Origin of the sequence: Yoonia sp. 67-2 (genome assembly GCF_035117555.1) — a bacterium.
Taxonomy (GTDB): domain Bacteria; phylum Pseudomonadota; class Alphaproteobacteria; order Rhodobacterales; family Rhodobacteraceae; genus Yoonia.
This window is the reverse complement of the sequence record NZ_JAYKPK010000001.1, coordinates 120,559-132,873: the sequence shown is the minus strand read 5'-3', so window position 1 is coordinate 132,873 and position 12,315 is coordinate 120,559. Positions and strand designations below refer to the sequence as shown.

Sequence of the window (12,315 nt, the reverse complement as noted above, 5' to 3'; positions counted from 1 at the left end):
GCCTGCACCCGCCATTTCGACGTCACAACGCCCGATTGTGCATTTCGCTGCCGCCTTGGCACAGGCGGGGCGGAAAATTGCGAATCGTGGCTCTCAATTGCGTGAATGGAAAACGTTAACGACACTTATTTTTGCTGAGCCCGCCGCGAGATCAGCGCCTGACCCCACGTCATTCCGGCGTAACCTGTCCTTTAGGTCAGGTTGCACCACAGAACACGCAAAACATGCATTGACCCATCGAAATGTATTGGAGTATGCCGCATCCAGCAGAAGCGAGTGGCCGTGTTTTCAGAGTGCTCTGCATGTGTAACGAGTACATTAAACAGTTCAGTTTTTCGGTGTATATTTTGTTGTTACCAGTGCGATGTTTTTGTTTTTAAAAGGTATTAAGGTTAGCGAACGCCTTGTGGCGACCGTAACATTGCTGGCAGGATAGGCGTCCTGCCAGCAGTCTCATCTCTTCAGATCAAAGCAAAATCACTTGGCCCTTTCGCGCGCTATCTTGCGCTGCGATGCCCATAGCGACTGCTCTCGCGCCATCGCGCACGGTGACTTCAACCGCCCCTTCACCACGAACCACCGCGTTAAACCGCTGATGCTGATAGAAAGTTGATCCGTTGTGATCGCCTGCTTCCAAAAGCGTGGGATCAACCGGGATTTCCGACACGAATGGCCCCTTGGGGTCGCGCGGGCTGATGATCAGCTGCGGCACCGGTGGCTCGCCCAGCGCCATCGGCCAGAACCGGCCCGGTCCCGGGACCAAAGCCTCGATCTTGCCTGACGGGCCCACCGCAGTAATCTCTTCCTGATAGCGTGATCCTTCGGCGAACATGCAGAGTTCCAGCATCGCCCGGCTGCCACGCGCAAAATCGACAATCACATAGGCATTGTCCCAGACATCCGGCACCTGCCCGTCATGGCGTTCATCCAGATGGTTCACCGCCTGCCCAGCGCTGGCCATCACGCGCACAGGTTCATCTTGCAAAATAAGCCGCATCAGATCGAAGAAATGGCAGCATTTTTCGACCAAGGTGCCGCCGGTTTTTGCGTTGAAGCGGTTCCAGTCGCCGACCTTGGACAGAAACGGAAAGCGATGTTCGCGGATCGTCAGCATCTTGACACCACCGGTCGCGGCCTCGGCCTGCGCGATCAGCGCTGCCACCGGGGGCATGTAGCGGTATTCCATCGCGACCCAGACGGGATGCGGGTAATCCGCGAACAATGCATCCAACAAGGGCGCTTCGGACGGGTTGGTATAGATCGGTTTTTCGCACAGAATCGGCAGGGGCCGTGTCGCGACGATTTGCTGGAGTTGTGGGACATGCAGATGGTTTGGGCTGACGATGACAATGGCATCCAGCGCGGCGAAAGCCAGCAAATCATCCAGACTGGTAGCGATATATGCGCCGCCTGCCAGTTCCGCCCCCGCCTGCGCCAATTCCGGCACCGGGTCATAGACGACGCTGACCCGCCCATGCGGCAACAGATTGATATTCTGGATATGTTCGCGGGCCATCATGCCGCAGCCGACCAGCCCGTAGTTCACGGTTTGCACGTTCTTCATCCTTTTCCCATGCGTGAAATATACCGCGCCCGGTCCGCATCGAACCATGTGCACGAAAATTCGACAGGCACCCGGCCTGCCAGATATGAGTTACGCTCGATAAATCCTGTCATGGCACCGGGCCGCAGGTGAAAGCGATCCGGCGTCCAGTCGGGCAAGGCGGCGATGCCGATCCGGTCTTCGACACTGGCGATCACCAGTTTGAGGCGGTCGCGGTAGAACAGGTAGAGCGAGTCAAGCAGGTCATCCGGCCCGATCGCCTCCGCCGCGCCAGCATCGAGCCAGATTTCCTCGATCGCGATCACGATGCCGCCCAAAGATCGCAAGCGGCGGATCCGGTGCCCTTCCCGGTGATCGCCAAAGGGCGGCGCATCGCGAGGTTTTTCCAGCAGATCGACCGACAGCACCTCTGCCGTGGGCAGGCCACCGCCGCGTGTCAGTTCCAGCCGGAAAAACGCATAGACCGAGTCCACTTGTTCGCGGCGGCGGATGTAATTGCCAGAGCCTTGAATACGTTCCAGCAATCCCTTGGCTTCGACATCGGCCAAAGCCTTGCGCAGGGTGCCAACGGCGATGCCCAGATCTTCGGCCATCTCGCGCTCTGGCGGCAGGCGCGCGCCATCGGCCAGATGGCCGGCGGCAATCTCACGGATCAGCATTTCGCTGATCTGCACGAATTTGGGCAAGGCTGATTGTGTCGCCATGGCCTGCCCCTCCCCGGCGCGCCATAAATTGATACAGGATTGTTGCACATGAATTGCCGTGCTACGCAAGTGCAATCAGAAGATCCGTGGGAGGGGAATCAATGAGCATCGTGCCAGTCACCAGCGCCGATCTTGATGCGGCAGAGGTATCGTGGTTTTCCGCGCTGTGTTCTGACGATTACCAGTTTCTGGGCGTGCCGGACGGCGATCTGCGCTCGTCATGGGAACATTGCCGCGATATCGCCCTGACCGCCGAGGCGCAGGGGTTTCGCAATATCCTTGCCCCGTCATCCTATCAGGTCGGGCAGGATACATTATCTTTCGTCGCAGGCATGGCGCCGCTGACGGAAAAGATCAATTTCCTCGCCGCGATCCGCTGTGGTGAGGTGCAACCGATCATGCTGGCCCGCACGATTGCCACGCTGGATCATATGCTCAAGGGGCGGCTGACGCTGAACGTGATCAGCTCTGATTTTCCGGGCGAAGTGGCCGACAGCAAGTATCGCTACAAACGCAGTCATGAAGTGGTTGAAATCCTGCGTAAATGCTGGACGCAGGATGAGGTCAGCTATGACGGCGAGATCTATCAGATCAGCAAACTGACCACCGACCCTGCCCGCCCTTACCAGCAAAATGGCGGACCCCTGCTCTATTTCGGCGGCTATTCGCCTGACGCGCTGGAGCTTTGCGGTGCGCAATGCGACGTTTATCTGATGTGGCCTGAGACAAAGGATGTGCTGGCGCAGCGGATGCAGGATGTGCATGCCCGCGCCGCCGCCCATGGCCGCACGCTGGATTACGGGCTGCGGGTCCATATGATCGTGCGGGATACCGAGGCCGAGGCCAAGGAATACGCCGACTACATCGCCAGCAAACTGGACGACGAATATGGCAAACTGATCCGCGACCGCGCGCATGACAGTATCAGTTTGGGCGTGGCGCATCAGGCCCGCGCGCGCGAATTGGCGGATCAATTCGGCTATACCGAACCGGGCCTTTGGACTGGGATCGGGCGGGCGCGGTCGGGCTGTGGGGCGGCTTTGGTCGGGTCCACCGATCAGATCCTGTCCAAGATCGAAGATTATCAAAAGATGGGCATCCGCGCCTTCATCTTTTCCGGCTATCCGCATATGGATGAGGCGGAACATTTCGGCACCCGCGTCATGCCGCATCTGAAAACCTGTTCGCTGCCACATGCCTATGGGCGTGTGCCGGATGAGACACCAGCCACGCCTTTGGGCAAAGGGGAGCGCCGCTGATGGAGCGTATCAAGATCAACGAAGACCTGTCTTTCAGCCGCATCATCTATGGCATGTGGCGGCTGGACGATGATACCGACACCAGCCCCGCGCATGTGCAGGCCAAGATCGAGGCCTGTCTGGATCAGGGTATCACCACGATGGATCAGGCCGATATCTATGGCGGCTATGAGGCCGAGGAAGTGCTCGGGAATGCCCTGCGCGCGGCCCCGGCCCTGAAAGACCAGATCGAGATCGTCACCAAATGCGATATCATCGCCCCCGCCGGGCGCTATGCTGATGCGCCTGTCAAATATTACGACACCACGCCTGCGCATATCACCGCATCGGTGGATCATTCGCTGCGGCTGATGGGGATTGAGCGGATCGATACGTTGCTGATCCACCGGCCTGATCCGCTGATGGATCATCACGCCACGGGTGCGGCGCTTGACCTGCTGATCACCTCCGGCAAGGTCCGCAGCGTCGGCGTGTCGAATTTCAAACGCCATGACTGGACCCTGCTGCAATCGGCGATGCAGGCGCGGCTTGTCACCAACCAGATCGAAGCATCGCTGAGCGCGCATCACGCCTTTACCAATGGCGATGTGGCCTATCTTCAGGAATTCGGCGCGCCGATCATGGCCTGGTCGCCTTTGGGCGGCGGCGCGCTGATGAGCGGCGCGGGTGCTGTCCAGGATGCCCTGCACGATGTCGCGCAAACGCAGGGCGTTGACACAGCCGCTGTCGCGGTGGCTTGGCTGCTGGCGCATCCGGCGCGGATCATGCCGGTCATGGGCACCAATAATATCGCCCGGATCAAGAATCTTTCTGACGCATTGAAAGTCCGCATGGATCGTGAAACCTGGTTCACGCTTTATACCGCAGCCCTTGGCCAGGAGGTCCCGTAATGGAAAAAGGCACGATTCAGACCTTTGATCCGCATGCCGATAGCGACAGTTTTCGCGGCGCTTTGGGGGCTTTCGTCACCGGCGTGACGGTGATCACCACGGACGGCGCCGATGGACCGGTGGCGATTGTCGCCAACAGCTTTGCCTCTGTCTCGCTCGACCCGCCTTTGGTGCTGTGGTCGCCTGCCAAATCATCGCGTCGTTTTGAATATTTCGCCAAGGCCGAGCGGTTCGCGATCCATGTCCTGTCCGCTGATCAGCGCGATATCTGTGCCGCGATCATTGGGTCCAAGACGGCGATCCGCGATGTGCCGACGCATCTGTCGCATTGCGGCATGCCGATCATCGCGGGTGCCTTGGCAACCTTTGAATGCAGCCTTGCGGCCAGCCATGACGCCGGTGATCACGTGATCGTCGTGGGCCGCGTGACCAAGGCACATCACATCGACGGCGATCCGCTGGTTTTTCACGGCGGGAAATACGGCACTTTCCATCAGTCAAAACCATCGCCAGAGTAGGACAGCCGGGGGGATTGTCCCGCTGGGGGCAAGGGGCCGCGGCCCATATGCGCAACATGAACAGGGGAGGAGCCGATGTCGGTCCTGTTTGGTATCTTGTGGCCGCTGGAGCGGTTCAACACCGCGGTCCTTGCCGTCGGTCGGCTGATCGCGGTCGCCGCCCTTGTCGTCATGGTCGCGCTGATCCTAGGGCAGGTGTTTTTCCGCTATATCATGAACGCCGCCCCGAACTGGACCGAAGAAGGCGCGCGGTTCGGCATGCTCTGGATGACCGGGCTGATGGCGCCCTTGGCCTACCGGATGGGCGGCTTTGTCGCCATCGATATGCTGGAACGCGCCCTGCCCCGGTTGCTGTCGGGGCTTTTGTCGCTGCTGCTGCTTGCCATCTCGCTTTGGGTCTTGATCATCGCCTGGGAACGCGGGCTGAACAATCATCTGGATACTTTGTCCGGGCGTGGCTGTTCGTCATCTTTGCGCTGGCCCTTCGGGGTCGAGATCGGGCGTTGCGGCGCAAGTTTTCAGAATAATTATCAATATGCCTCTCTTTGGGTAGGGGTGAACCTGCTGATCGCGGTCAGTGTGGAATTGATCCTGCGGCAGGTGATCATGCTGTTTGGCCAAGGCGAAAGGCTGACGCCGATGCAATCTGTTGAAGTGGCGGGGGCCGAATAATGCTGATCCTGTTCCTGCCATTGTTCCTGATCCTGATCATGGTCGGCCTGCCGGTGGTTTTTGCGCTGATGGCGGCACCTTTCGCGATGATCATCGCCGAAGGGGACACCCGCAATGTCGTCGCGGGCCTCTATCGTAACCTTTACAATGGGATGGATTCGTTCCCGCTGATGGCCTTGCCGTTTTTCATGCTGGCGGGCGAGATTATGAACCGCGGCGGCATCACCACGCGGCTGGTGGAATTCGCGCAGGCCTTCATGGGGCATTTGCGCGGCGGGCTGGCGCATGTGAATATCCTGTCATCAATGCTGTTTGCGGGCATGTCAGGGTCCGCGGTGGCGGATGTCTCTGCCATCGGGTCGACGATGATCCCCGCGATGGAAAAGAACGGCTATACCCGCCGCTTCGCCACCGCCATCACTGCGGCAAGTTCGGTGATCGGGCCGATCATCCCGCCCTCGGGCATCATGATCATCTATGCCTATGTGATGGGCGAAAGCGTCGCATCGCTGTTTCTTGCGGGGATCGTGCCGGGCGTTCTGGTCGGTGTGGGCTTGATGATCATGGTCCGGCTGATGGCCGACCGCTATGACCTGCCCAAGGCGGAACGGATCGTCAGCAAGAACCAGACCATCTCGCCCAGCGAATATTGGGTCAGTTTTGTGCTGTTGCGGATCAACTTCGCCGGGCTGCTGATGGGGCTTTACACGTTGATCGCAGGCTATGTCGGGCTGGCCCGCGTGGACGGGGCGGGCGAGACGGTTCAGGCGCTGAACCTTTGGGTGGTCTTCGCGGCCTTGCTGGTGGCATCACATTTCATCCTGATCGGTTACCGCCGCCGCGTCAGCCATGATTTCCGCATGATCTGCAAAAAGGGCGTGGCCCCGTTGCAGACCCCGATCATCATTCTGGGCGGCATCCTGATCGGTGTTTTCACCCCGACCGAGGCTTCTGCCGTCGCTGTCGCCTATGCGCTGATCGTGTCGTTTTTCGTGCTGCGCTCGATGAAGTTCAGCGATCTGGCCGGTGTGCTGACACGCTCTGCCTTTGCCACATCGGCGGTGCTGTTGCTGGTCGGCGCTGCGGTGGCGTTCAAAACCGTTGTCGCTTTGTCCTATGCGCCAGAAATCTTGTCGGATTATATCCTGTCGCTGTCCGAGAACCCCCTTGTCCTGCTGTTCCTGATCAATGTGCTGTTGTTCATCGTCGGCATGTTTCTGGATGCGGGACCCGCGATCATCATCCTCGGGCCGATTCTGGGGCCGATCTTTGTCGAGATGGGCGTGCATCCGGTCCATTTCGCGATCATCATGAGCGTGAATTTGACAGTGGGCCTTGCCACGCCGCCGATGGGGCTGGTGCTGTTCGTGGCCTCGACCGTGTCGGGCGAAAGGGTTGAAACCATTGCCAAGGCGATCCTGCCGTTTCTGGCGGTGGAAATTTTCATTATTTTCCTGATCACCTATGTCCCCGCCATTTCGATGACGGTGCCATATTTGGCCGGTTTTCTGGGCTGCGGCCCGGAGATTGGCTTTTCCGCCTGTATCAGCCCTGCGCCGATACAATAATCAACAGCATCCACAGGGAGGATATCATGCTGAAAAAACTGACCCAATTGGCGACCACAGCCGCTGTGCTGATCACGCCAATGGCGCTGGCCGCGCAGGAATTCACCATCCGCGCCACCGCCAATTCCAATACCGAGGACGAAGATTACGACGGTCTGGTCGTGTTCAAGGATTACGTTGAAGCGGCCTCTAACGGGCAGATCGCGGTGGAACTCTTCATCGGCACGCAGCTTTGTGCAACGGGTGAGGAATGCCTTGAAGGTGTCTCCGAAGGCTCGATCGATGTCTATATCTCGACCTCCGGCGGGGCGGCGGGGATTTTCCCTTATGTGCAGGTGCTTGACCTGCCTTATCTGATGACCAGTGACCGCGTGGCCGAGGCTGTGCTGCAGGGTGATTTCGTCCGCACCATGCGCGATATGGCGCTGGCCGACAGCGGCAACACGATCCGCCTGATGACCATTGGCAATACCGGCGGCTGGCGCAGCTTTGCCAATACTGAACGCCGGGTGCAGACGCCTGCCGATCTGGAAGGGCTGAAACTGCGCACTGTGGTCGCCGATCTGCCGATCCAGCTGGTCGAGGCGATGGGCGCTGCTGCGACACCGATCCAATGGCCTGAATTGTTCAGCTCATTGCAGACCGGCGTTGTTGAAGGCACCGCCAACGGCATCACCGATATCATGAACATGAAATTCCCCGATGCCGGGCTGCAATATCTGACCTTGGACGAACATTCCTATGTCGGTGCGATCTGGTGGATGAACAACGACGCCTTCCTTGCCATGCCCGAAGATATGCGCCGCATCGTTGTCGACGGGTTCTATGCCTTGCAACAGGCGACCTTCGCCTCGCCCAAGCGCAAATCAATCGCGGCCTATGAAGAATTCACCGCCGGTGGCGGTGATATCTATGTGCCGACGCCCGAGGAGAAAGCGCTCTTCGCTGAGGCCGCTGCACCCGTGCATGACTGGTTCAGCGCAAACGTGCAGGGCGGGCCGGAAATCCTTGCCGCCCTGCAAGAGGCCGTCGCCGAGGTCGAGGCTGGTCTGGAAGGGGATTATGCGGCTGATCTGAACTGATCGAAATGTAGGTCGGGGTTCTCCCCGACCTATTTTCATGGCGGCGGGGTGAACCCCGCCTTACGGAAGTAATCCCTGCACCGCGTCATATTGCGACAAAAACACCCGTCCCGACAATTGCTGCAAGAAATGCTGTTCGCGCAGCCGGTCCATCACCGGGCCCTTCACCTCGGACAGATGCAATTGCACGCCCATTTCGCGCAAGCGGTCATTGATCGCCTCAAGCGATTCCAGCGCGCTGAAATCAATCTCATTGACCGCCGAACATTGCAGGATCACGTGGCGCAGGGCCTTGTCACCGGCGACGCGGATCTGGATCTGATCTTCCAGCCAGCGGGCATTGGCGAAATAGAGGCTTTCATCCACCCGCAACGACAGAATGCTGGGGTGGGTGATCACGTCATGGCGCAGGATGTTGCGGAAATGTTCGGTGCCGGGGACTTGGCCCACCTCGGCGATATGCGGCCTGGACGAGCGGTAAAGATGCAGCAGCACTGACAAGAGCACGCCTGCGGAAATCCCCGCCTCGACCCCCAGCGCCAATGTCAGCAGGATCGTCACGGCCACAGCGGCGAAATCACCCCGGTTATAGGCCCAGCTGCGTTTGAGGATCGAGAAATCAACCAGACTCAGCACCGCCACAATGATCGTCGCAGCCAAGGTCGCGATCGGCAGGAAATAGATCAGCGGCGTCAGCGCCACAGCCGCAATCGCCAACCCCACAGCCGTAAACGCCCCCGCCGCCGGTGTCGCGGCCCCGGCATCGAAATTCACCACTGAACGCGCAAAGCCACCCGTCACAGGGAAACCGCCCGTGAAGGCCGCGCCGATATTGGCCGCACCCAACCCGATCAACTCCTGATCCGGGTCAATGCGCTGTCGCTTTTTCGCGGCCAGCGTTTGCGCGACGGAAATTGATTCCACAAAACCGATGATCGCGATTAGAAAGGTAGGCAACAGCAATTGCCCCAGCAATGCGGGCGAAACGGAGGGCAGGGTAAAGGGCGGCAGGCTCTGCGGAACTGCGCCGACGATCTTGACGCCGCGCGCATCGAGCGCCCAATACCAAACCGCAAAAGTGGTCGCGACGACCACCACAATTGGCCCCAGTTTCACCAGAAAGCCGGTCAACCCGGCGCCTAGGCCGAGTTTGATCAGCAAAGGTTTCAACCCTTTGCGCACCCAGAACAGAAACGCGGTCGCCAACACGCCGATCACCGCCGTGATCCAATGGATGTTGCCCAGATTGCGCCCGAGAGAGACCAGCAGGTCCAGCAGATTATGCCCATCGGCAGAGATCCCGAGGATGTGTTTGATCTGGCTCGCCGCGATGATCAGGCCCGATGCGGTGATGAATCCCGCAATCACCGGATGCGACAGGAAGTTCGCGACAAAGCCCAGCCGGAACAGCCCCATGGCGAGCAGGATCACCCCTGACAGCCCGGCCAGCGACAGTGCGGCGACCGCATAACCCATCGTGCCTTGTTCGGTGATATTGCTCAGCGCAGCGGCGGTCATCAGTGACACGACGGCCACCGGCCCCACGGCCAGACTGCGGCTGGTGCCGAAGACCGCGTAAAGCATGATCGGCACGATGGAGGCGTAAAGCCCCGCCTCGGCTGGCAACCCCGCCAGCAAAGCATAGGCAAGCGATTGCGGGATCAGCATGATCGTCACGATAAACGCGGCGGTCAGGTCATTGCCAAGGTCGGAACGGGAATAATCCCGCCCCCATGACAGGATGGGCAGGTAACGGGCGAATGGGATATGCATTTTATTCTGGCCAGTTGTGCCGCTTGCAAAATCTGCAAGCGGTCAGGTTTATCGCGAAGATTACATCTTGCAGGTGCGGACACCCAAAAGCGTATAAAGCGGGCAGGACCGCGTCGCCGCGACCACCAGCATCACCAGACCGAGCGCCACAGAAATCACAATGGCAAAGGGGCTGTTGAACAAGGTAAGCCCGCTGACAAAGGGCAGTGCCAAAAGCACGATCCCCAGAACAACGCGGAAAACACGGTCGATATCGCCAACATTGACAGGCATGATTGAAACTCCTTCAAATCTCTGCCCTGACCCTAGCCTATCCGGCGCGCCGTGACGGTGACTATGTCACCAAGACTAAGAATGATGCTGCGCCAGCCGCAACAACCCGGCGCGATCAAGCAAAGTGACCGAGCCGCGCGCTTGCGCGATCCAGCCACGGCGCTGGAACTCCTGCAACTGGCGCGACACGACCTCGCGCGCGGTGCCGAGTTCAACGGCGAGGTTCTGATGCGTCGTGGCGATTCTGTCGCCACCGCCGGAGAGTTTCAGGAGTTTGTCGGCCAGCCGCACATCGATCCGCTGGAACGCCACCTCATCGATCATCAGGAACAGATCGGTGATCCGTTTGGAGAAGGCGGCAAAGACGAAATTGCGGAACGATTTTGACTGCGCCACCAGATCATCGAACAGATCGCGCGGGATCGCGGCGGCGGTGATATCGGTCTCGGCAATGCCTTCGGCGGCATAATCCTCGAACGCCAAAAGGCAGGCGGTGGTCAGCACACAGCTTTCCCCCGCAGCGATCCGGTACAGCACGATATCATGCCCGGTTTCCGACACCTGCTGCACCCGCACGCTGCCGGACAGCAGAAACAGCATGTTTTCCGGCGATTTGCCGGGGCCGAAGATCAGAGCGCCAGCGGGGGCCGTGATGATTGCACTGCGTGCCAGTAATTGCGCCCTGACGGCAGGTTCCAGCTGCGCCAGCCCTGCAAATCTGTCCAGCCATGTGCCGTCCTGCGCCATTGCGCCTGCCTCGCTTTGTTGCAAATAATCCCCGCGCGGCGCGCGTCACCCCCGCCGGATCAACACGCCAAGATCGGCCACATTGGTGCCTGTCGCGCCGGTGACCAACAGATCACCCGCCTGCGCGAGTGCAGCATAGCTGTCATTATTGGCCAAGAGCGCGTCCAGATCCGTGATCTTGCCCAAAGTGTCCTGATCCACGATCCCGCCTGCCGCGTCGGTCGGCCCATCGCGCCCGTCGCTGCCCGCTTGCAGGCAGGTCCAGTTGCGCCAGCCGCGCCGCTGCGCTTCCAGCGCGATGCGCAGGCTCAGTTCCTGATTGCGCCCGCCGCGCCCGTTGCCTTGCAACACCACGGTGGTTTCACCACCCCAGAGCGTGATGCCCGGCCGCGCCTGATCGCAGATCAGCCGCGCGGCATCGGCCACATCGCCAATGATGGGTTCGGGGATCACATAAGCCTCGCCTGCTGCCTGCGCCATGGCGGCAAGGCTCTGGCTGTTCGAGCCGATCAGGATATTGCGCGCCTGCGGCAGGTCACCGACAGGGGTTGCCATCGTCAGATGATCACGCACAGCTTGCGGCACCTGATCCCAAAGCCAGGCCTTGCGCAGCAGCTTGATCGCCTCTTCAGCTGTCCCAATCGGCCCAACCGTGGGGCCGCTGGCAATCGCGGCCAGATCATCGCCCACCACATCGGACAGGATCAGCGCGGTCACCGGATTGGGCGCGGCATGGCGCAGAAACCCGCCGCCTTTGATGTCGGACAATTGCTGGCGGATCAGGTTCATATCGCGGATATCAAGGCCCGAGCCCAAAAGCAGCGCATTGACTGCAACCTTGTCGGCCAGCGTCAGCGCCCCCGCAGGGGCCGGTAACAAGGCTGATCCACCGCCTGAGATCAGCGCCAGCACAGGGCCTTGTGCGGCTTGCAAGGCGGTGATCACCGCCTTTGCGGCTTTTGCGCCGCTCTCATCCGGGACGGGGTGGCCTGCGGCATGGACCTCGGCGCCTTCGAGCGATTGAGCGTTCTCAACATTGGTGACGACAATGCTAGGCACAGCAGAGAAATGCGCGAGCGCAGCCTGCGCCATGCCGCGCCCGGCTTTGCCGACAGCGACGATCAGCGCAGGCTTGGGCAGATCATCCAGATGCCGGGTGACAGCAGCAACGGGGTCAGCGGCCAGTACACCCGCCTCGAAAATCCGCCGCGCGGTGCTGCGCATATCGTTCATGTCTGACCTCTTCCCTGCCCGTAAGGTGGAAA

Annotated in this window: 12 protein-coding genes; 6 read left to right on the top strand and 6 right to left on the bottom strand. The window is 60.0% G+C overall.

Annotated elements, in window-relative coordinates; all coding sequences use genetic code 11:
• Positions 1-466 precede the first annotated feature (466 nt).
• Both VOY09_RS00645 and VOY09_RS00640 read right to left on the bottom strand, forming a co-directional pair.
• Positions 467-1,564 (bottom strand): Gfo/Idh/MocA family oxidoreductase, encoded by a 1,098-nt coding sequence (locus tag VOY09_RS00645; protein WP_322892817.1) that lies wholly within the window; start codon positions 1,562-1,564, stop codon positions 467-469.
• Positions 1,561-2,268, bottom strand: a complete 708-nt coding sequence (locus tag VOY09_RS00640; RefSeq protein WP_322892818.1) for a GntR family transcriptional regulator — start codon at positions 2,266-2,268, stop codon at positions 1,561-1,563. Before VOY09_RS00640 ends, VOY09_RS00645 begins: the two co-directional genes overlap by 4 nt.
• Before the next feature lie 101 nt (positions 2,269-2,369).
• Between VOY09_RS00640 and VOY09_RS00635 the strand changes: the two genes are divergently transcribed.
• The 6 genes from VOY09_RS00635 (at position 2,370) to dctP (ending at position 8,257) form a co-directional block, all read left to right on the top strand.
• Positions 2,370-3,527: an LLM class flavin-dependent oxidoreductase gene (locus tag VOY09_RS00635; RefSeq protein WP_322892819.1), complete on the top strand. Its 1,158-nt coding sequence runs from the start codon at positions 2,370-2,372 to the stop codon at positions 3,525-3,527.
• The gene (locus VOY09_RS00630) at positions 3,527-4,417 is read left to right on the top strand and encodes an aldo/keto reductase (protein ID WP_322892820.1); all 891 of its coding nucleotides are present in this window, start codon (positions 3,527-3,529) and stop codon (positions 4,415-4,417) included. Before VOY09_RS00635 ends, VOY09_RS00630 begins: the two co-directional genes overlap by 1 nt.
• Positions 4,417-4,935, top strand: a complete 519-nt coding sequence (locus VOY09_RS00625) for a flavin reductase family protein (RefSeq protein ID WP_322892821.1) — start codon at positions 4,417-4,419, stop codon at positions 4,933-4,935. Before VOY09_RS00630 ends, VOY09_RS00625 begins: the two co-directional genes overlap by 1 nt.
• Before the next feature lie 75 nt (positions 4,936-5,010).
• Complete coding sequence (locus tag VOY09_RS00620) at positions 5,011-5,607, top strand: TRAP transporter small permease (protein ID WP_322892823.1); 597 nt, start codon at positions 5,011-5,013, stop codon at positions 5,605-5,607.
• Positions 5,607-7,175, top strand: coding sequence for a TRAP transporter large permease (locus VOY09_RS00615; RefSeq protein ID WP_322892824.1), 1,569 nt, complete (start codon positions 5,607-5,609; stop codon positions 7,173-7,175). Before VOY09_RS00620 ends, VOY09_RS00615 begins: the two co-directional genes overlap by 1 nt.
• Before the next feature lie 26 nt (positions 7,176-7,201).
• Positions 7,202-8,257, top strand: coding sequence for a TRAP transporter substrate-binding protein DctP (gene dctP, locus VOY09_RS00610; protein WP_322892825.1), 1,056 nt, complete (start codon positions 7,202-7,204; stop codon positions 8,255-8,257).
• A 60-nt stretch (positions 8,258-8,317) separates the two neighbouring features.
• Here dctP and VOY09_RS00605 read toward each other — a convergent pair whose 3' ends face one another.
• The 4 genes from VOY09_RS00605 to VOY09_RS00590 all read right to left on the bottom strand — a co-directional run bounded on the left by VOY09_RS00605 (position 8,318) and on the right by VOY09_RS00590 (position 12,283).
• Positions 8,318-10,030 carry a SulP family inorganic anion transporter gene (locus VOY09_RS00605; protein WP_322892826.1) on the bottom strand — a complete coding sequence of 571 codons (1,713 nt, stop codon included), beginning with the start codon at positions 10,028-10,030 and terminating at the stop codon, positions 8,318-8,320.
• Between the two features lie 60 nt (positions 10,031-10,090).
• Entirely contained in the window at positions 10,091-10,303 is a 213-nt protein-coding gene (locus VOY09_RS00600) for a DUF2892 domain-containing protein (protein ID WP_322892828.1), read from the bottom strand.
• A 75-nt stretch (positions 10,304-10,378) separates the two neighbouring features.
• Positions 10,379-11,050, bottom strand: a complete 672-nt coding sequence (locus VOY09_RS00595) for a Crp/Fnr family transcriptional regulator (protein WP_322892829.1) — start codon at positions 11,048-11,050, stop codon at positions 10,379-10,381.
• 45 nt (positions 11,051-11,095) lie between these two features.
• Entirely contained in the window at positions 11,096-12,283 is a 1,188-nt protein-coding gene (locus tag VOY09_RS00590; RefSeq protein ID WP_322892830.1) for a glycerate kinase type-2 family protein, read from the bottom strand.
• Between the last annotated feature and the right edge of the window lie 32 nt (positions 12,284-12,315).